This window comes from Proteus sp. Marseille-Q3619, from assembly GCF_965283115.1.
The window spans coordinates 2,733,462-2,751,746 of sequence record NZ_CBDIMP010000001.1 but is presented as its reverse complement, the minus strand read 5'-3'; the positions used below and the strand labels follow the sequence as shown (position 1 = coordinate 2,751,746).

Annotated in this window: 22 protein-coding genes; 7 read left to right on the top strand and 15 right to left on the bottom strand. The window is 41.8% G+C overall.

All coding sequences use genetic code 11. The annotated features are described in order from the left end of the window. The first annotated feature begins 22 nt into the window (after positions 1-22). The 7 genes from accB to fis all read left to right on the top strand — a co-directional run bounded on the left by accB (position 23) and on the right by fis (position 6,326). Positions 23-493, top strand: a complete 471-nt coding sequence (gene accB, locus ACWPWK_RS12725; protein ID WP_023582895.1) for an acetyl-CoA carboxylase biotin carboxyl carrier protein — start codon at positions 23-25, stop codon at positions 491-493. A gap of 12 nt (positions 494-505) precedes the next feature. Then, positions 506-1,855 carry an acetyl-CoA carboxylase biotin carboxylase subunit gene (gene accC / locus ACWPWK_RS12720; protein WP_109371980.1) on the top strand — a complete coding sequence of 450 codons (1,350 nt, stop codon included), beginning with the start codon at positions 506-508 and terminating at the stop codon, positions 1,853-1,855. 272 nt (positions 1,856-2,127) lie between these two features. Next, positions 2,128-2,376, top strand: coding sequence for a YhdT family protein (locus tag ACWPWK_RS12715; protein ID WP_023582900.1), 249 nt, complete (start codon positions 2,128-2,130; stop codon positions 2,374-2,376). Beyond that, positions 2,366-3,811 (top strand): sodium/pantothenate symporter, encoded by a 1,446-nt coding sequence (gene panF / locus ACWPWK_RS12710; protein WP_109372079.1) that lies wholly within the window; start codon positions 2,366-2,368, stop codon positions 3,809-3,811. The genes ACWPWK_RS12715 and panF overlap by 11 nt, the downstream gene beginning before the upstream one ends. Before the next feature lie 23 nt (positions 3,812-3,834). Then, positions 3,835-4,716, top strand: coding sequence for a 50S ribosomal protein L11 methyltransferase (gene prmA, locus ACWPWK_RS12705; protein ID WP_109371982.1), 882 nt, complete (start codon positions 3,835-3,837; stop codon positions 4,714-4,716). Positions 4,717-5,037: 321 nt separating this feature from the next. Then, positions 5,038-6,009, top strand: a complete 972-nt coding sequence (gene dusB, locus ACWPWK_RS12700) for a tRNA dihydrouridine synthase DusB (protein ID WP_069368388.1) — start codon at positions 5,038-5,040, stop codon at positions 6,007-6,009. A gap of 20 nt (positions 6,010-6,029) precedes the next feature. Beyond that, positions 6,030-6,326: a DNA-binding transcriptional regulator Fis gene (gene fis / locus ACWPWK_RS12695; RefSeq protein ID WP_004245342.1), complete on the top strand. Its 297-nt coding sequence runs from the start codon at positions 6,030-6,032 to the stop codon at positions 6,324-6,326. A 1,069-nt stretch (positions 6,327-7,395) separates the two neighbouring features. Here the strand turns inward: fis and ACWPWK_RS12690 are convergent. The 15 genes from ACWPWK_RS12690 to ACWPWK_RS12620 form a co-directional block, all read right to left on the bottom strand. Then, a complete protein-coding gene (locus ACWPWK_RS12690) occupies positions 7,396-9,057 on the bottom strand; it encodes a terminase large subunit (RefSeq protein ID WP_109371984.1) in 1,662 nt (553 codons plus the stop codon). Further along, on the bottom strand, positions 9,054-9,407 hold the full coding sequence (locus ACWPWK_RS12685; protein ID WP_004245345.1) for a phage terminase small subunit P27 family: 354 nt from the start codon (positions 9,405-9,407) through the stop codon (positions 9,054-9,056). Before ACWPWK_RS12685 ends, ACWPWK_RS12690 begins: the two co-directional genes overlap by 4 nt. A 273-nt stretch (positions 9,408-9,680) precedes the next feature. Then, the gene (locus ACWPWK_RS12680) at positions 9,681-10,127 is read right to left on the bottom strand and encodes an HNH endonuclease (RefSeq protein WP_049237069.1); all 447 of its coding nucleotides are present in this window, start codon (positions 10,125-10,127) and stop codon (positions 9,681-9,683) included. After that, the gene (locus ACWPWK_RS12675; protein ID WP_049237071.1) at positions 10,128-10,430 is read right to left on the bottom strand and encodes a head-tail connector protein; all 303 of its coding nucleotides are present in this window, start codon (positions 10,428-10,430) and stop codon (positions 10,128-10,130) included. It abuts the gene before it with no gap. Then, entirely contained in the window at positions 10,417-10,758 is a 342-nt protein-coding gene (locus tag ACWPWK_RS12670) for a phage head closure protein (protein WP_049237073.1), read from the bottom strand. Before ACWPWK_RS12670 ends, ACWPWK_RS12675 begins: the two co-directional genes overlap by 14 nt. Beyond that, entirely contained in the window at positions 10,755-11,975 is a 1,221-nt protein-coding gene (locus tag ACWPWK_RS12665; protein WP_109371986.1) for a phage portal protein, read from the bottom strand. Before ACWPWK_RS12665 ends, ACWPWK_RS12670 begins: the two co-directional genes overlap by 4 nt. After that, on the bottom strand, positions 11,975-12,529 hold the full coding sequence (locus ACWPWK_RS12660) for an HK97 family phage prohead protease (RefSeq protein ID WP_109371988.1): 555 nt from the start codon (positions 12,527-12,529) through the stop codon (positions 11,975-11,977). The genes ACWPWK_RS12665 and ACWPWK_RS12660 overlap by 1 nt, the downstream gene beginning before the upstream one ends. 57 nt (positions 12,530-12,586) lie before the next feature. After that, positions 12,587-13,738: a phage major capsid protein gene (locus ACWPWK_RS12655; protein WP_109371990.1), complete on the bottom strand. Its 1,152-nt coding sequence runs from the start codon at positions 13,736-13,738 to the stop codon at positions 12,587-12,589. 241 nt (positions 13,739-13,979) lie between these two features. Next, the gene (locus tag ACWPWK_RS12650; RefSeq protein WP_102086848.1) at positions 13,980-14,237 is read right to left on the bottom strand and encodes a hypothetical protein; all 258 of its coding nucleotides are present in this window, start codon (positions 14,235-14,237) and stop codon (positions 13,980-13,982) included. A 12-nt stretch (positions 14,238-14,249) separates the two neighbouring features. Then, a complete protein-coding gene (locus tag ACWPWK_RS12645) occupies positions 14,250-14,810 on the bottom strand; it encodes a hypothetical protein (protein ID WP_109371992.1) in 561 nt (186 codons plus the stop codon). Between the two features lie 246 nt (positions 14,811-15,056). Continuing rightward, positions 15,057-17,384 (bottom strand): primase-like DNA-binding domain-containing protein, encoded by a 2,328-nt coding sequence (locus ACWPWK_RS12640; RefSeq protein WP_109371994.1) that lies wholly within the window; start codon positions 17,382-17,384, stop codon positions 15,057-15,059. Then, on the bottom strand, positions 17,377-17,697 hold the full coding sequence (locus ACWPWK_RS12635; protein WP_109371996.1) for a hypothetical protein: 321 nt from the start codon (positions 17,695-17,697) through the stop codon (positions 17,377-17,379). The genes ACWPWK_RS12640 and ACWPWK_RS12635 overlap by 8 nt, the downstream gene beginning before the upstream one ends. A gap of 2 nt (positions 17,698-17,699) precedes the next feature. Next, a complete protein-coding gene (locus ACWPWK_RS12630) occupies positions 17,700-17,870 on the bottom strand; it encodes a DUF4222 domain-containing protein (RefSeq protein ID WP_075204518.1) in 171 nt (56 codons plus the stop codon). Next, a complete protein-coding gene (locus tag ACWPWK_RS12625) occupies positions 17,863-18,060 on the bottom strand; it encodes a hypothetical protein (RefSeq protein WP_109371998.1) in 198 nt (65 codons plus the stop codon). Before ACWPWK_RS12625 ends, ACWPWK_RS12630 begins: the two co-directional genes overlap by 8 nt. Next, the gene (locus ACWPWK_RS12620; RefSeq protein WP_109372000.1) at positions 18,053-18,229 is read right to left on the bottom strand and encodes a host cell division inhibitor Icd-like protein; all 177 of its coding nucleotides are present in this window, start codon (positions 18,227-18,229) and stop codon (positions 18,053-18,055) included. Before ACWPWK_RS12620 ends, ACWPWK_RS12625 begins: the two co-directional genes overlap by 8 nt. Between the last annotated feature and the right edge of the window lie 56 nt (positions 18,230-18,285).

Here is an 18,285-nt window from a genome sequence, read left to right as displayed (position 1 = left end):
AAAAAGAGTACGGAATCAACTCATGGATATTCGTAAAATTAAAAAACTGATCGAGCTAGTCGAAGAGTCTGGCATTTCTGAACTGGAAATCTCTGAAGGTGAAGAGTCAGTACGTATTAGTCGTAACTCTGGTCTTCAGGGTCAAATGGCTCCTCAGCAATATTTTGCGGCACCAGTGGCACCTCAACCTGCATTAGCAAATGCAGTTGCGCCTGTAGCGCCAGAAACACCAGCGGCTACACCAACGCAAGAAATCAGTGGTCACGTTGTTCGTTCACCAATGGTCGGAACGTTCTACCGCTCACCAAGCCCTGAAGCTAAGAAATTTGTTGAAGTCGGTCAGCAAGTCAATGTAGGCGATACTCTGTGCATCGTTGAAGCAATGAAAATGATGAACCAGATTGAATCTGACAAAGCGGGTGTTGTTAAATCTATCCTTTGCCAAGATGGCGACAACGTTGAGTTTGACGCTCCACTCTTTGTTATCGAATAACGAGGCAGGTCCATGCTAGAAAAAATCCTCATTGCCAACCGTGGTGAGATTGCACTGCGTATCCTAAGAGCATGTAAAGAGCTTGGGATCAAAGCAGTTGCTGTTCACTCCACGGCAGACCGTGATTTAAAACACGTTCTGCTGGCAGACGAGACTATCTGTATTGGTCCCGCTGCTTCAGCAAAAAGTTACCTAAATATCCCTGCAATTATCGCAGCGGCTGAGATCAGTGGCGCACAAGCCATTCATCCAGGATACGGTTTCCTGTCTGAAAATGCTGATTTCGCAGAGCAAGTTGAACGCTCTGGCTTTATTTTTATCGGTCCGAAAGCTGAAACCATCCGCCTAATGGGTGATAAAGTTTCTGCTATTGAAGCGATGAAAAAAGCGGGTGTTCCTTGTGTACCAGGATCGGACGGTCCTTTAGGTAACGACACTGCGAAAAATATTGAAATTGCTAAACGTATTGGCTACCCAGTTATCATCAAAGCCTCTGGTGGTGGTGGTGGACGCGGTATGCGTGTTGTTCGTGCTGAAAAAGATCTTGAACAATCCATTACAATGACGCGTGCGGAAGCAAAAGCGGCATTTAGCAACGACATGGTATACATGGAAAAATACCTTGAAAACCCACGCCATGTTGAAATTCAAGTTATGGCTGATGGTCAAGGTAATGCAATCTATTTGGCTGAACGTGATTGCTCAATGCAACGTCGTCACCAAAAAGTTGTTGAAGAAGCTCCAGCACCAGGTATTACCCCTGAAATCCGTAAAAATATCGGCGAACGCTGTGCGAACGCATGTATTGAAATCGGCTATCGTGGTGCAGGTACATTCGAATTCCTGTATGAAAATGGCGAATTCTACTTTATTGAGATGAACACCCGTATTCAGGTTGAACATCCAGTAACAGAAATGATCACTGGCATCGACTTAATCAAAGAACAGTTACGCATTGCATCTGGCTTACCGTTATCAGTAACGCAAGATCAAGTTAACGTTCATGGTCATGCAATTGAATGTCGTATCAACGCAGAAGATCCAAAAACCTTCATGCCAAGCCCGGGTACAATTACTCGCTTCCACTCACCAGGTGGATTTGGTGTACGTTGGGAATCGCATATTTACGCAGGTTATACTGTTCCACCTCACTATGATTCAATGATTGGTAAATTGATCACTTACGGTGAAACACGCGAAATCGCGATCTCTCGTATGAAAAATGCGTTGGCGGAACTTATCATTGATGGTATTAAAACCAATATTGAACTGCACCAGTTCATTATGAATGATGAGAATTTCCAAAAAGGTGGTACAAACATTCACTACCTTGAAAAACGTTTAGGTTTAGCTGAGAAATAATCTTTCTCGCTTAACAAAAAAAGGCATAGTTTATTTACTATGCCTTTTTTATTGCTGATGACCCGCCATAAACAGATCCATAGAGGACAAATTAAGCGCATTTCTTAATTAAAACCCGTACTGTTTTCTTTCATATTTATATTTAAAAACAATAAGATAATCTATTTTTAATACTCCCTCATGACTTTGTGATTAATTTTCACTGAATCAATACTCACTTTCCCGTACAATCCTCCCATTCATTTTTAACCCTATTAAGATTGGGAGAACAGATGGACAAACGTTTTGTTCAGGCCCACAAAGAAGCCCTTTGGGCCCTAATTTTAACTTTTATGTATTTGTTGGGTTGGTTAATTACCGCCTATTTACCTGATAACACACTAGGCATTACTGGTTTACCTCTTTGGTTTGAGCTTTCATGCTTATTCCTACCTGTTTTGTTTTTTCTGTTGTGCTATCTGATGGTGCGCTACTTTTTCAAAGATATGCCGTTAGGAGATGAGCATGACGATGCAAACTGAAGTCATAGTGCCACTGATTGGCTACCTTCTGTTAGTTTTTCTGCTGTCAGCTTATGCTTATCGTAAGCGTGAAAAAGGCGAATTTCTTAACGAATATTTTCTTGGTAACCGCTCAATGGGTGGCTTCGTGCTAGCCATGACTATCACTGCAACTTATGTCAGTGCAAGCTCCTTTATTGGCGGGCCGGGTGCTGCCTATAAATACGGTATTGGTTGGGTATTACTTTCAATGATCCAACTTCCCGCTATTTGGCTCTCTTTGGGTGTTTTAGGGAAAAAGTTTGCCATTTTAGCGCGCCGTTATAATGCTGTTACCTTAAATGACATGCTTTATGCTCGTTACAAAAGTCGTTTCCTCGTCTGGTTTGCCAGTTTAAGCCTGTTAGTCGCTTTTGTCGGCGCGATGACTGTGCAATTTATTGGTGGAGCACGCTTATTAGAAACTGCAGCAGGCATTCCTTATGAATTCGGCTTGCTGATCTTTGGGATCTCCATTGCGCTGTATACTGCGATTGGCGGATTTAGAGCCAGCGTATTAAACGATGCCTTACAAGGCCTTGTGATGCTACTTGGTACATTTATTCTCCTGTTTGCCATTATCTATAAAGCAGGTGGATTAGATGTTGCGATACAAAAACTCAATACCATCGATCCTGCATTAACCTCTCCTCAAGGAGCTGATGGGATTTTAAGTGGCCCGTTTATGGCATCATTCTGGGTTCTTGTCTGTTTTGGTGTTATTGGCTTGCCACATACTGCGGTACGTTGCATCTCTTACAAAGACAGTAAAGCCATGCATAAAGGGATCATTATTGGCACAATCGTGATGTCATTATTGATGTTTGGTATGCACTTTGCTGGCGCATTAGGTCGGGCGATCATTCCTGATCTCACTGTTCCTGATCAAGTTATTCCAACATTAATGGTTGAAGTATTACCGCCTATTGCAGCCGGTATTTTCCTTGCTGCGCCTATGGCCGCCATTATGTCGACGATAAATGCGCAACTGTTACAATCGTCAGCAACTTTGGTCAAAGATCTCTATCTCAATATCGCTCCGCATGCGATAACTAACGAGAAACGCATCTCTCGTTTATCGAGCCTTTCGACCTTGATTTTAGGTGTGTTACTGCTATTTGCAGCATGGAACCCACCATCAATGATTATTTGGCTTAACTTACTTGCTTTTGGTGGCCTACAAGCTGTTTTCTTATGGCCTTTAGTTCTTGGGCTTTATTGGGAAAAAGCTAACCGTTATGGTGCTATTGCGGGCATGATCACAGGTGCCACACTCTATGCCACCCTTGCGACATTTAACATCCAGATCGCTGGATTTCACCCCATTGTTCCATCACTGTTATTGAGCTTAGTCGCGTTTCTTGTGGCTAATCGATTTGGAGAGCATACTCTGCCTCAATCAGCATCATTACAGTGAATTCGTTTTTAAAGAGACTAATTATGCCTTGGATACAATTAAGACTTAATGCAACCGCCGCTAATGCAGAAGCTATTGGTGATGAATTGGTTGAAAGCGGTGCCGTTTCAGTGACTTTCCAAGATAGTCACGATACCCCTATTTTTGAACCGTTACCGGGTGAAACTCGCCTTTGGGGTGATACTGACGTTATCGGTTTATATGATGCAGAAACTGACATGAAAATCGTTGTGGCGATGTTAGAAAATACGCCACTACTCGGTAAAGGCTTCCTGCACAAAGTTGAACAACTCGAAGATAAAGATTGGGAACGTGAATGGATGGATAACTTCCACCCAATGCGTTTCGGTGAGCGTTTATGGATTTGCCCAAGCTGGCGTGAAGTACCTGATCCTAACGCCGTGAACGTCATGCTAGACCCTGGTCTTGCCTTTGGTACAGGTACCCACCCTACTACCTCATTATGCCTTCAGTGGCTTGATGGTTTAGATTTAGTGGGTAAAACGGTTATCGACTTCGGTTGTGGCTCTGGCATTTTAGCTATTGCGGCATTAAAGCTGGGTGCAGCTAAAGCAATTGGTATTGATATCGATCCTCAAGCCATCCAAGCAAGCCGTGATAATGCGCAGCGTAATGGCGTTTCTGACGCACTCACACTGTATCTGGCAAAAGACCAACCAGATAACCTCAGTGCCGATGTTGTCGTCGCTAATATTTTAGCAGGTCCATTGCGTGAACTTGCACCTGTTATCAGTACACTGCCACGTCAAGGTGGACACCTAGGCCTTTCTGGTGTGTTAGCGACACAAGCAGAAGGTGTAGCAGCCGCCTATGAAGGACTATTTAACTTAGATCCTGTTGCCGAAAAAGAAGAGTGGTGCCGTATTACCGGTGTGAAAAAATAACATCGAACAAATATTAACCAAAATGAGATAATCTCATTGCGTTAAAATTTCACTTAATTATTGTTTATCAGGCATTAATCACATTTTTGCCTGATAAACTCTACTTAGTTCCACTTGTTTATCAATTCTATATCGTCAATTTTTAATTTTTTAAAAATACATAACATTATGTTTTTATTGATTAAATAATCAGTTCATAAAAAATCAAGTGTAAAAAAGTAACTTTTTTTCGCAATTTGGTTAAACTTTGTCCTTTCATATCTGGCAAAAAATGCGTAATATACGCGCCCTTGCAGTCACAGTTTGGCCCTCTTTTCATCTATGCGAATCGGACAGTATCAGTTAAAAAATTGCCTTATCGCGGCTCCCATGGCTGGCGTTACAGACCGACCTTTTCGGTCACTTTGCTATGATATGGGTGCGGGTATGACAGTTTCTGAAATGCTTTCTTCCAATCCTCAGGTTTGGCAGACAGACAAGTCTCGATTACGAATGGTACATAGTGATGAATTGGGGATCCGCTCCGTACAAATTGCAGGAAGTGATCCCGTTGATATGGCGGCAGCTGCGAAAATAAACGCAGATAGTGGCGCTCAAATTATCGACATTAACATGGGTTGCCCTGCAAAAAAGGTGAATAAAAAGCTAGCCGGTTCAGCACTACTTCGTCATCCCGACCTTGTCGCAGAGATCCTCTCTGCTGTGGTTAACGCGGTAGATGTTCCTGTTACTCTCAAGATCCGTACTGGCTGGTCACCTGATGAACGTAACTGTGTAGAGATTGCCAAATTGGCTGAACGTTGTGGTATTCAGGCTCTCACTATTCATGGACGTACACGCGAGTGTTTGTTCAAAGGGGAAGCCGAATACGACAGTATTCGGACAGTTAAGCAGAGTGTTTCTATTCCCATTATTGCGAATGGAGACATAACAGACCCGCTAAAAGCCAGAGCAGTATTAGACTACACTGGAGCCGATGCTTTGATGATCGGTCGCGCTGCTCAGGGAAGACCCTGGATCTTTCGGGAAATCCAGCACTATCTGGACACAGGTGAACTGTTGCCCCCTCTGCCGATTGCAGAGGTACAACAAATAATGCAAAAGCATGTGCGTGAGTTGCACGACTTTTACGGTCAAGGCAAAGGAACTCGCATTGCACGCAAGCATGTCTCTTGGTATCTCAAGGAACATGCCCCTGATGACCAGTTTCGGCGCTCCTTCAACGCCATAGAGGATGCCAGCGAACAGCTGGAGGCGTTGGAAGCATATTTCGAAAATTTTTTGCGTAAATAAATAAAAGAGCTGACAGAACTATGTTCGAACAACGCGTAAATTCAGACGTACTAACAGTTGCCACCGTAAATTCACAAGATCAGGTGACCCAAAAACCTTTACGTGACTCAGTTAAACAAGCACTGAAGAACTATTTTGCTCAATTAAATGGTCAAGATGTTAATGACTTATATGAGCTAGTATTGGCTGAAGTTGAACAGCCATTGTTGGACATGGTAATGCAGTACACCCGTGGCAACCAAACGCGTGCAGCGCAAATGATGGGCATTAACCGTGGCACACTGCGTAAGAAACTGAAAAAATACGGCATGAATTAATAGAAGTCGTATAACACATTGAATCAAAAAGCCCTTTTCATTATTTGTTAAGGGCTTTTTTGTTGTTGTTTATACATATATTTATACACGGATACCTGAACAATTGTATAAACAACCGATAAGATAGATACAAACGTGATGATTGTTAGCTTTCTAACTATGTTATGCCAAAGGTATGATCAAAATGGTGGCAGCTGTTTCGCCAGACTGATTGCTTAATGTGAAAAGAAAGAGATAGGTAAACTACAAAACTTTCGTAGTTTAAATTATGTACAAATAAACTTTATTATCCTGCGATTTGTTCCTTACCCCCCCTATAAATCTTTTTGAAGCCCTCAACTGTGCACCCTATGCACCATCAACTTAATCAATTGATATTTAACAATAAATAAGGGTGAATACGGTGTGCACCAACTGTGCATACTGTGCACTTTTTTATAGCATAATGATTTCTATTAAAGTTCAAATGTGGGTGCAGTCTAATTTTACCAATAAAATCAATCTACTCATTTTTGAGTCTATATTTATCAATAAAATCAGTCTTCTCAAAATTGAGGCTAGTCTTAACGCTTGTAATTATAGGCATAGTCGGAAAGGGTAACAGTACTAAGAAGTATGTCGATATACAGGTTATAGTTTGACTGTTTTTGAAGGTGTGATGATTTCCGTTACACCTTTTCCCATCTTTATCATCTGAATGGTGATTTCTACAACGTAGGTTTTAAACCATTAATCATTTCAACCGATGCACTTTTTATTGCATCACTTACTTCGAAGTCCTCACTTTAGACAATAGGTTCCGAAGAAATTCGTCGCAACATCTCAACTATCAGGATAACTAATTGATTATAATTAATTACCACACAAAGTGGGTTTATGTTTATAACTGCTTGATAACACTTAATTCTGTCATAAAACTAGATTAACGCTCATTGGTCATTGTTTTAGTGACCAATGGTGATAAGTTACAACACATTGTTTTTATTGCTAACGGTCAATTTGACCGTCTGCAACTATGGTGATTCTCATCGTGGTTGATAACGAAAATTTGCAACTGACAATAAATCAGTTACACCCCATCGAATGAGGCTAAACGCTCTTTTTGCTCATCCGTTAAACTAAAGACAAAATCCTCATGCTCTATCTGCCATGTACCAAAACTCATTAAGAACGCAACGGCTGGGTCTATTTTATTCGCTGATTTCTTTTTATTGGGCTTGATATTGGCGTTTGCGTCCGTTTCCATTACAACATTAGCCATCGCCCACGCAAGCACCGGATCGCCATTGTGACGAATGATTTTACGATTAACGAATACCTCGGCTGATTTCGCCACAGGGCTAAACTTCATGTAAGTTTGAGGGAATGGCTCAACATCTAACCCCGCACCTTGTAGCTGTGTCCTTAAATGGGTAGCGTTCCATGTATCAAAACCTGTCAATTTGATATTAAATTGTTGGCTGTCTCTAAGCACATCATCACGAATGCGATCATAATCAATACAATCACCAGGAGTGGTACGAAGCCAACTTGACTTAACCCATTGACGGTAAATAGCCCTGTTCTTATTGGCGGGGTTCTGTAACTGCGCTTCGGGGATATAGTGGCGAGTTAATAACAACAATTCATTATCAACAGGAAAGGTATAGCAGACACTGGTAATATCCCCCGTAGAAGATAGATCCATCCCAGCATAACACTCCAAGCCTCGTAGATCAGTTTCGGTATAGTCCATTTTACACGCTAACCATGCCCCTTCCCCCATCCAAGGAGTCTCACCCTGACACCAGATATTAAAGCGTTTAGTTAACATTTCCGTCCATTGAGAGGGAATGCCTCGTGCCTTTTGTATCGTGTCATATAAAGCATCACCATCAACTGACACATTAAGATTGGGATTCGCCTTTATCCACAGACGTTCATCGTCAATTTCTTTTTCGTCATCGAGTTCATAAATCAAAGCAAATAACGATTCATTTTGTTCTTCACCTGCAAGGATTTGACAACAATAATCATAATGTTGTTTACAGGCTGAAATGACATTACTGCCTGCCGTTGTGATCGCAAATAAAATCCCTTCAGGACGTGCCCCCATCCCTAATTCAAGGGCAGAATAAACCGCATTATCAGGGTGTAAGTGATATTCATCAACAATCGCTAAACTGGGATTGGTTCCCTCAATAGTCGCGGCTTTAGCGGCAAGAGGTTTCAATAAGCTATTACGTTTCGGATTAATAACTTTATGTTGCTGTATGACCACCCGTTTTTTAAGTGGTTTAGACAACACACACATTTGACGGGCATCATCAAAGACAATACGCGCCTGATCTCGGCTCACTGCGGCGGTATAAATATCTTGTTGCCCGTTTTCCATCACCAAGAACCAATTAGCCAGTATTGCCGCAACGGTGGATTTTGCATTTTTGCGGGGAACCTGAATATAAGCACTGCGGTATTTTCTTCGCTCCGTTGAGGTCACCTTGAAACCAAGGAGATTAGCAAAGGCAAATTGTTGCCACGGCTCAAGCTCTATCGGCTTACCTCGCAAGTGCCCTTTAACATGCGAGCAAACGCGGGAGAACCCGATAAAACGCTCTACGACCTCATTATCAAAGGTGTAAAGCGGGTTATTTAAGTCATTATAGTAACGTTCAACGGCTTGCTTTAACCGCTGACAGGCGGGGATTTTGCCTGTTTTGATGTCGCTTGCGTACTGCTCCCATGCGTTCATAGGCGATCTAATTCGTCCTCTTCCTCGGTTTCAATTGGATTTTTACGACGAGAAACGGGATCGAACCCCAGTAAGGAAGACATTTTAATCATGATTTTTTCAGCATCAGCCTTGGCACTCAATGAGGGATTACGGCTCTCACTGCCTTGACTATTGATAATGCTAAACCCTCGATTATCTAAGTCCTCAACCGCTTTACGGTACATCGCATAATTGACGCAATACAATTCTAAATTGTTCCAATCGGCTAACGTCAGATCGTCACGTTCTGCCAATATTTTGGCTTTTGTTTTCCACTCTTTCGTCGCTATCTCATTAAGATAAACAGGGGGTTTAGGTGCTCTTGCCATAACTATTTCTATTTCCTAGTAAATTATTTTCAAAAAAATTGCCGTGCGTAAAAATTCGAGGAGGTGCGCGGTTCCTGAAACGAGAGCGTTTGTCATTTTTGATGCCCCCACTCCTTCTATGCGCTTCTATAACGATTTCGGAAACATTCCATAAGCTCCCTATCGCGTTGTGTTGTGCGCCTTGCTGTGTGCGTTGTAGGCGTTTTTAGTTGTCGTTGTCGATACGGTTCACTGTGCTTAAGAAGCCCTTTAACCAATTGATTTACTTCATCTTCACGCATTACGGTTATACTCATCTCGCCAATCATTATGTCGTGTCGCCTTTTCCTCTAACTCTCGATATTCCCCATTTTTACGCTTTTGTTTAGTAAGAGGATCATGCTTAAAGGTTTTGGTATTATGGCAACTGTGGCATAACGCTTGATGATTAAAATCCACCCAAAACAACACATCACTATCACCATTAATAGGGATAATGTGGTCAACAATAGTTGCAGGGGTATATATCCCTTTTCTGAGGCAATGCACGCATAACGGATTTAACTTGAGATACTGCAAGCGATACTGCCCCCATCGATTGCTATAACCTCGTTCGGTTCGCGTTCCTCGCTGACTGTCCTGTTGTCGTCTAGCCTCTCGTTTATGTTCATCACATCGCCCAGACTTCACACGCTTATTACAGCTTGGATAGCTACAACGCTTTAGTGGTTGCCATGGCATCTAATACACTCCCACATCGCGATAAACTGACCACAATGATTTAATCGTAAACGGGATTTCTTTTATCTCACCTTCACTGATAAAACCTCGGTTCTCATACAGCAATGAGATATACATTAAACAGCCAATCTTTATCGCGGGAGTAAAGTCCAGTCCTGCTTCAAATCGTTTGCCAATATGTTGTTGACAGACTTCTAATGCTGCCGTGATATAAGACTCAATCAGTTTGTCTTCATCACTCCCATCAATACGGCAATGTAACTTCACTTCATCAAGACCAATTTCTGGCTTAGTTGTCGTCACGTTCTGCCCCCACACAAATCATTTCCATACTGCCCTTGGCTTTATCGGCCACAATACTTTTAATATCCCAATACTTGCCGTCCGTACCTGCGTAGTGAAACATCAACTGATCCGCGGTAGTCACATCAGGAAAATAACGCAACCAAACTCTCACGGTGGTTTCACTTTGTGTCTGTTGACTACTGAAATATTCCCGCCCTCGAATGCCTTTTACCTCTGCCCAGACTGTCGCAATATCAAACCACATCACCTCATTACCACTGAGGGCATCTGGTTTTAGTTTTGAGCGTTGAATAGTCACCCGTTGATTCATGCGCCCTGCTTTCATTCATCCTCCTTGTCAGCACCTTTCTTGACCTCGACGGTCTGTTTCCATGCCTGACTAAATTCATCACCGCCTTCACGAGGCGGCAACCCCTCACGCTCACGGGCTTCATTCGGACACATAACCCCTGACTTAATCGCGGTTTCATAACTGCGGAAACGTTCGGTAGGATTAGCGCGGAGTAAATCTGCCGTATCAAATTCCACTTGATAACGAATATTTGGTGTGGGTGACGTGAGTAACAGCGCCGATTTAATTTGTTGCTCAAAGTTAGCTAACCACGGGCGCATAGTGATGGTCAGTAAGGCACGACTTGCCTCACTAAAGTTACTGTAGGTACTGTTGGAATACTCTTGTAAAAAGATAGGGCTAATGTTGAACATACGGGCAATATCTTCAATGGTAAAACGCCTTGAGGCTAACCATTCCGCATCTTGGTTACTCATGCCTAATTGTTCATATTCCATGCCACCCTCAAGAATGGGGGTTTTCCCTGCATTACGTGCCCCTTTGTAGCGTTCTAGGGCTTCTAATGCCTTAGTTCCTTTGAGGCTATCGAGCCATTCACCCGATTTAATAATGCCAGATGCCATCATACCGTCTTTCATGATACTCGCACCGTGTCGTTGTTGAGCTAATCCTAAGCCCAATGTTTCACGGCAAATCGTAACGGGTGAGCGTCCTAAAAAACCGTCATCGGTCGCATAACGTAAATGCAAAATTTCTTCTTGTAGGTAAGTTTTCACCTTACCGCTATACGGTTCAGTCACGGTATAACTGTATCGATGCTCCCCAAGTCGATTAATCACTACCGCACTGGGTGGATAAGGATGTATTGATTTAGGTTGTCCATCTTTGCCCCATGCAATCACCGCATAGGCGTTACCATTGAGCAAACAATGACGCATTAACGTGCGCTTAAATTGAAAAGCGGTCTGACAGTCATTTGGCTTTTCATTGAGAAGATAATCAACAGGATGATCACTTAACCACTCTCTTGATTCTCGCCCTTTATCATTGTGTACTCGATACAGAAAACAGGGCATGGAGGCAATAGCTTCACTAATGACCGTCACCGCATTCATCACGGCAGGTAAGCCCTCCGCTGTTGACGAGCTAACGTGTTCCCCTGAGTTTGTGTTAGATATCCCTGCCAGAGAAAGAAACTCATCAATACTTAGACTACGGGATTCGGAGGCTTTACGTTTGAATGGCCACATTATTCCACCTCAGCTAATTGTAACCAGCGGTCAAAATCTTTTACCGCTTGCGGTTTACTGAGTGTTAAGGAGCGTTTGGCAATTTCTACGCCGCTATCAGGATAAGCGGGTAAACTGGTGATGGTGATTTCATGGAGTTCGGCTTCTAATACGGTTCTGACATACGGCTCTTGACCAATATCCCACTGATCTTTAATCGTTCGAAAACCAAAGCTCATGCCTGAAATATCACCTCGTTCAACCAAGGTGAGAACATCACGCCCTAGTTGCGTATCAGGCGGAGTGAGTTCAAAACGTAACCCTGTTTCATCTTCGGTAAGCTGTAATGTGCCAGAAGTCGTGCGTCCCAATAGGTTAGTGTAATCATGTTCGTATAACGCCCTGACATCACTCCCCTTTGATAAGCTGTTACTGAACGCATTTAGGGCAAACTGTTCGACAAATTCATCCCAAAGCACATGAGAACGTAAGCCCCATTTAATGACATAACCTACCAGCTTTTTATCACTGGCAGACAGCGTGGCGGTACGGATTTCTAACTCAATATTTTTCATAACACATTCCTGACAATAAAGAGCGCTCCTGAGATCACAGGAACGCTTCCAGAGTTATTAACCCGCAGCTTTCACTTCCAACACTTTAATGGCGTTAGAATCCACCAGCCCACCTCCTAAATATTTATCGGTGTGAACTTTGATAAAGCCCGGTTCTGTAATATTGTCAGGACGAGTACGTGTCCCCGTTTCATGATCCACAATGAAGTAACCGCGTTTAAAGTCACCTAATGCAATCACATCGTCGGTCATATTTTCGAGGTAATGAACCGGCAAGCCTAATAAGGTATCAGGATCGCCAGACTGTAAACGGTCACGCCAGATATAATCCCCATTGCCATTTTTCAGTTTCTGTACTTTAGCGGCAGTATTGGAGTTCATCACCCAAACAGCATTTTTACGGTATTTCGCTCTAAGCTTAAATTTCAAATCAATCAAGCTATCCGCTGTCAGTGTCATTGCTTCCAGTTTTTCTAATTTGCCAAAAGCACGCGTTTTGTCATCTTTGGCTTCACGAGGATAAGCTAAAAAACCTTTTGCTTTTTTCAAACCATCTCCCGTGACGAGATCGACTTCTTCAGTATCAACGAACGTGTCACCAATCTCAGTGCTTAACCAGCTCAGAATATCCACATCACTAAAATCAATAATTTCTTGCGTGGTTTTTGGGTAGGCGTAGATAGGGAATAATTTAATACTCACTTCTTCTAACTTCGGTGTGCTGGTTTCAGTACGAGCGTGACCTTCTTCACCGTGATTGACTTTTGCACCACCGACAGAAACCAATTGTTTATATTCGTTACTGTGAGTGGTTTTGATGGTACAGATTTTACGCATCACCGAATCATCGGTTAATTGCTGCATAATTTGCTTATTCAACTCAGGAATAACGGTATAGCCACCATCAGCCGGAACCCCTGTAGATAACGCGCGCGTTTCGCCTGTCAGGATATAATGACGTAATTCATCATTACTGATGGCTTTATCACCTAATACCTGTTTGCCTGCTTGACTGCGTTCTTCTTCTGCCATCGCTTCATAGCGGGCAATTTCAGTATTCAGGGATTCCGACTGATGACGTAACTCATCAAAGCTTTTGGCCTCACCGTCAGTGAGAGAACGTTTTTCGTTTTCTGCTTTAGTGAGCAATGAGCGCATTTGCTCGGTGAGAGTTGCTTTTTGTTGGCGCAATTCGAGAAGTCTTTTCATGAAGTGGTTTCCATAAACAATAAAATGTTAAGACGTGAAACCAACACAGAAAGAGAGGAAGACCGAATAATCTTTTTCTGCATCCCGCAGGCTACCTCTCGTAACTTGATTAAACGGTCAAGTGGCGGCTCACGTCTGAGTGCCACTTATCAATATATATCTGAAAAATATAATAAAAAGCCTCTACAATTGAAGGGCTTAACATGCGAAAACATGAGGACAAAACATTTACAAAACTTTATTAATCAAAGTCGCCTTTTCCTGCTTCCTGCATTCTTTGTTTGTATATTTTTAACTGCTCTATCAGCGCATCAACCTGATCAGGGTAGTAAGCAATGATTTCACCTGAAAGCTGATGACGAAGTGCCTCATGATGATCCAGCCAGAAAAAAGCCTCTCTCAAGAGGAGTTGTTTGTATTCTTCTGTGTTCATTCGGCTGATATCACCAATATCGAAACGTTCTTGATGCTCTTTTATCTCTTTTAATGTAATTGTCATATTGCCACCTATTCAATCTGTATCTATAGAGTTGTAATAATCAGATATGTATTTTTGAGCTTCCTTTAGTTTTTTTTCACTCGGAACAAATAAGCGATAACATGCTATATAACACATAACAGCAATAAGAATGAACACTGGTAACATGACTAAGGTATATTTAGTTATACCTTCATACCAAAACGTTACAACTGCAAGGAATAAGAAAAAACTACCGACAATATAAGCGTATTGACTTTCTTTATCATAGAATTTTCTTTTTTCTTCATCGAGTTTGAATTGATGTGAGTCTCCATCAACAATTACACATTTATCAAATGGTGCAAAAAATCTGTAATTAGGAATTGTGGTATAGTGCTCACACATTTTTAATGCTTCTTTTTGTGCCGTCTCATTAGTGAGTCCAGTTATTCTTTGCCTAGTCATTCTTTCATTGTGAGCCATCTTTAAACGTTTATCTTCATCTGAATCATATTCGTTAATATCAATAAACTGATCTGATACCTTATTTTTAGATGTAACAAGAATGAACAACTCTTTTGCTAAACTAATTATATCTCCGATAAAAGCCATATCACCACCTCACTTACTCAATATCTTTACTTTAGCTGATGATGAATAATTCCTGACCTTCTCTTTTTATTCATCCGCCTTTTTTCCTACTTTAGCACCACTAAAAATATAAAAGGTGCACAGGGTGAACAGTTGGTGCACAGTTCAGAAGTAACTATGCACCCTGTTTTTATATTATAAATCAATCAAATATAAAAATTGGTGAACAGGGTGCACAGTTGAACATAAAACTTTATAACTAGGGGGCTAACTTTTTCTTAACTCAGGTACTGCAGGAAGCCACTCGTTAGCTTCATCAGTTAAATCAACGTTATAGTAATAACCCCGTTTCGTTTTAAACTTTCGATAGTCCTTTTTATACTCTTGCATCACCTTGGGTAATGAATCCCCAAACTTGGTTAATGTTAACGGTCTATCAAACCCGTAAGCTTCCATAAATGATAAATAAGCATGGTAGAGATAGATCCTCGGCGCACGAGGATAAATATTCTTATTCCCCATCTTCATCCCTAACTCTTCGCCTAGTGAAACCAAATAAGCACAAAAGCTGTACAAGGGATCTGAGTTACTTTTGACAGCTAAAGCTTCGCCTGAATCTCTCTGTTCTTGCAGTAATAATTTAGCCTTATCTTGGCAGGTAAATAATTTCAATAAATGGCGAATAATAACGGGTAACTCTTTGCTTATCTTCTCAGGTAACAAGGGATCTTTATCATTCTCTTTAACAGGGGTATTAAAAGAGAAAATAACCCGTCTACGCGCTATCCCTCCGTTACGTTCAGTAAAGCTCATTGGTTCGTTATTCGTCGCCAAAACAACCGCTTTAATAATGGTTGAGAATTGCTTCTCATACTTACCGTCAACCTCGATTAAATCACCGCCTGTAATAGCTTTAATGCCAGCCCCCTCTCCAACGTATTTTACTTGGTCAGGTAAGGTAATGAGACTTTTACCCACAAATTGATAACGCCCTCTCGCCTCATCTAAGGCTTTCATATTGCCACTGGCGGTATTGTGTGCCCCTGCAAGTAAAGTCGCGATAGAGGTAAAAACACTTTTACCACTCCCTCCTTCACCCGTCACCTCGATAAATAATTGCCAATCATACCGATTAGCTAAAATCATAAATAAGCCCGCATTAATACGGTTCATCTTTTCTTCATCGTTGCCAGCCGAATGAGATAACCACTTATAAAAACTAGGGGCATGTTGTTTTAAATTCTCATTAGATTCAGGCGCAGTGAATACGATCCCATTATGATTAAGTAACCAGTTTTCGGGTGCATGAGGCTTAAATTGTTGAGTCGATAAATCATACACGCCATTACTAAAACCAATTAACTCTCGCTTTTGCTCACCTAAAACTGGAATTTGTAATTTCAACGCACCAATCGCATTTTTAACCCCCGTTGGGCTATAAGGTGTTTCATATTCATCAAAAATCGCCACCATTGCCCGTTGTAAATCACTATCAGATACTTTGTTCCACACCCCATCAACATAGTGATAAACCATTTCACTATCAGGAATAATAGCGAGTTTTCCGTAACGTTCTGCGAGTAATGCGCCTCGTTGACTGGCCGCCATTTGTGAGAGATTGGTATTCGCCCCTTTTTTATCCGCATGAATAACTGTTACTGTGGCTAAATTATCCATTTGGTACATTCCTTCATTAAACGCCTGTTTTGCTTTCTCAATCCCAAATTGCTGACGGTAATCATCCCAATCGGCTTTATCTTCTGTCGGCGGTAAAGTTACCCAACCATTAACCGTTTTAGCGGCTTTTTCTGCTGAAATTTTACCCACATTTGGCTGACCAATCTTAATATCATTATCCGCAGCTATAATTATCTTTGCCTTGGGATAATGCTTTCTAGCCCATTCAGTGACGGATAATAAATTACCTTCATCAATCGCAGCCAACACCAAACCACTATGTAGTTGACTCACTGTTAAGGCGGTTGCATACCCTTCGGCAATCAATACTGTCTCGGTAGTTTCTGGTAATTCAGATAAGAGGATAAAACTCCCCTTTTTCTTTGTCCCTGATATCAGACGCTTTTCACCATTAGGCTTGATAATTTGCGCCCCTGTCACCTCACTACCACGCTGAATAATTAACAGCATCGAACCATCAGCAAGTAATTTTACGGGGCACTCATGCCCCTTTTGAGTCAGATACGCTGATTTGCCTACTGTCGTTTGAGCCACCAGCTTTTGTACCTTTTCTGTTATAGGTTGAGACTCTGATTTTGGAGCCTCCTTTCTGGCTGGTTCAGGTAAGGGCAATGACAAAGCTTGTGAGACTTCTTTGGCCGCCTCATAAATAGAGATACCCTTTACTTTGGCAATTAAATCCAATCCGTCACCGTGATTAGGCTCATCACATTGGCGACAAAACCAATTGCCGTTATGGTGATCATCAATAAAGTGAAAGCGGTCAGTTCCCCCACATACAGGGCATGCGCCATGTTTACCTCGTTCAGGTACATTAACCCCACACAGAGGTAATAAACTATCCCAATGATTGGTCGCATTACGTTTTACTTCACGGATCAACTCAATATTAGTCATTGCCTACCTCCGTATAAGGAAAGCCCTCACGTTGATAAATTTTAAATTCCGCTTCTTGCTCATTAAAACGCATGGCATCAACCAAACGAGGTAAATACATCAATGACTCACTAATACGAAATAAATCGTCCTTTGCCTGCTCATTAGAATATTCTTCGTTGATACATGCCCAGAATGCACACTCCCCCATTACCTTTAAACTAGATAGTAGACCGTGATAAGTATCAGAAGACACACTTTTCAGGAGGCGTAATTCGTCTGTACTCATTGAATCAAAATCCCTCCGCACAATAAAATCATAGATATCAGCCATGATTAAGCTCTCCCTGCGTAGGTATATTCTTTGGTGAATTGGTTAATAGCCATAATGACGGGGCTATCAAATCCATCACGGATAAAGATCACACGATTAAACTGAATGGACAGCACTTTGACTGTCTCACCGTTTTTGTGCGTGTAGAATTCATTAGGTTGAGGGTTACGCATGATTTTCCCCCATAGCAGAAGCCGCATATTGATGAATCTGCTGATTCATATCGCAGGCGATGCTTATCAGATCTAAAAGATAGTGATCTATTTCTTCCTGTTTACAAACGTAGTCAAAAATCACCTCAAATAACGTACCAATTTGCTGTGACTTATACTCTGCGTTATACAGCTCGATTGATTTATCCATGAGCCACATCCTTACGAATACGAGCAGAGAATAGGCAAGGAGAATCTGGAAGCATAGAACGGGCTTCTTGCTCACTGGTAGCTTCAACGGAAAAATATTTAGATTGCTGGCATGAGAAAAAACGCCATTTAAATTTAGGGTGAGTTTGGGTAGACTTATACATAGCCATAGTGTTACCTCGTATAACATTTTGGTTAAACGCCTCGATAGTGTTCCTAGCACTTC

Coding starts and splice junctions, on each gene's coding strand:
- ACWPWK_RS12665 (WP_109371986.1), bottom strand. CDS start 11,975: ATGTGGCCATTCAAACGTAAAGCCTCCGAATCCCGTAGTCTAAGTATT.
- ACWPWK_RS12670 (WP_049237073.1), bottom strand. CDS start 10,758: ATGAAAGCAGGGCGCATGAATCAACGGGTGACTATTCAACGCTCAAAA.
- prmA (WP_109371982.1), top strand. CDS start 3,835: ATGCCTTGGATACAATTAAGACTTAATGCAACCGCCGCTAATGCAGAA.
- accC (WP_109371980.1), top strand. CDS start 506: ATGCTAGAAAAAATCCTCATTGCCAACCGTGGTGAGATTGCACTGCGT.
- ACWPWK_RS12620 (WP_109372000.1), bottom strand. CDS start 18,229: ATGGCTATGTATAAGTCTACCCAAACTCACCCTAAATTTAAATGGCGT.
- panF (WP_109372079.1), top strand. CDS start 2,366: ATGCAAACTGAAGTCATAGTGCCACTGATTGGCTACCTTCTGTTAGTT.
- ACWPWK_RS12685 (WP_004245345.1), bottom strand. CDS start 9,407: ATGGCAAGAGCACCTAAACCCCCTGTTTATCTTAATGAGATAGCGACG.
- ACWPWK_RS12715 (WP_023582900.1), top strand. CDS start 2,128: ATGGACAAACGTTTTGTTCAGGCCCACAAAGAAGCCCTTTGGGCCCTA.
- ACWPWK_RS12630 (WP_075204518.1), bottom strand. CDS start 17,870: ATGCGTAACCCTCAACCTAATGAATTCTACACGCACAAAAACGGTGAG.
- ACWPWK_RS12625 (WP_109371998.1), bottom strand. CDS start 18,060: ATGGATAAATCAATCGAGCTGTATAACGCAGAGTATAAGTCACAGCAA.
- ACWPWK_RS12650 (WP_102086848.1), bottom strand. CDS start 14,237: ATGACAATTACATTAAAAGAGATAAAAGAGCATCAAGAACGTTTCGAT.
- ACWPWK_RS12690 (WP_109371984.1), bottom strand. CDS start 9,057: ATGAACGCATGGGAGCAGTACGCAAGCGACATCAAAACAGGCAAAATC.
- ACWPWK_RS12660 (WP_109371988.1), bottom strand. CDS start 12,529: ATGAAAAATATTGAGTTAGAAATCCGTACCGCCACGCTGTCTGCCAGT.
- fis (WP_004245342.1), top strand. CDS start 6,030: ATGTTCGAACAACGCGTAAATTCAGACGTACTAACAGTTGCCACCGTA.
- ACWPWK_RS12640 (WP_109371994.1), bottom strand. CDS start 17,384: ATGACTAATATTGAGTTGATCCGTGAAGTAAAACGTAATGCGACCAAT.
- ACWPWK_RS12680 (WP_049237069.1), bottom strand. CDS start 10,127: ATGCCATGGCAACCACTAAAGCGTTGTAGCTATCCAAGCTGTAATAAG.
- ACWPWK_RS12655 (WP_109371990.1), bottom strand. CDS start 13,738: ATGAAAAGACTTCTCGAATTGCGCCAACAAAAAGCAACTCTCACCGAG.
- ACWPWK_RS12635 (WP_109371996.1), bottom strand. CDS start 17,697: ATGGCTGATATCTATGATTTTATTGTGCGGAGGGATTTTGATTCAATG.
- dusB (WP_069368388.1), top strand. CDS start 5,038: ATGCGAATCGGACAGTATCAGTTAAAAAATTGCCTTATCGCGGCTCCC.
- accB (WP_023582895.1), top strand. CDS start 23: ATGGATATTCGTAAAATTAAAAAACTGATCGAGCTAGTCGAAGAGTCT.
- ACWPWK_RS12645 (WP_109371992.1), bottom strand. CDS start 14,810: ATGGCTTTTATCGGAGATATAATTAGTTTAGCAAAAGAGTTGTTCATT.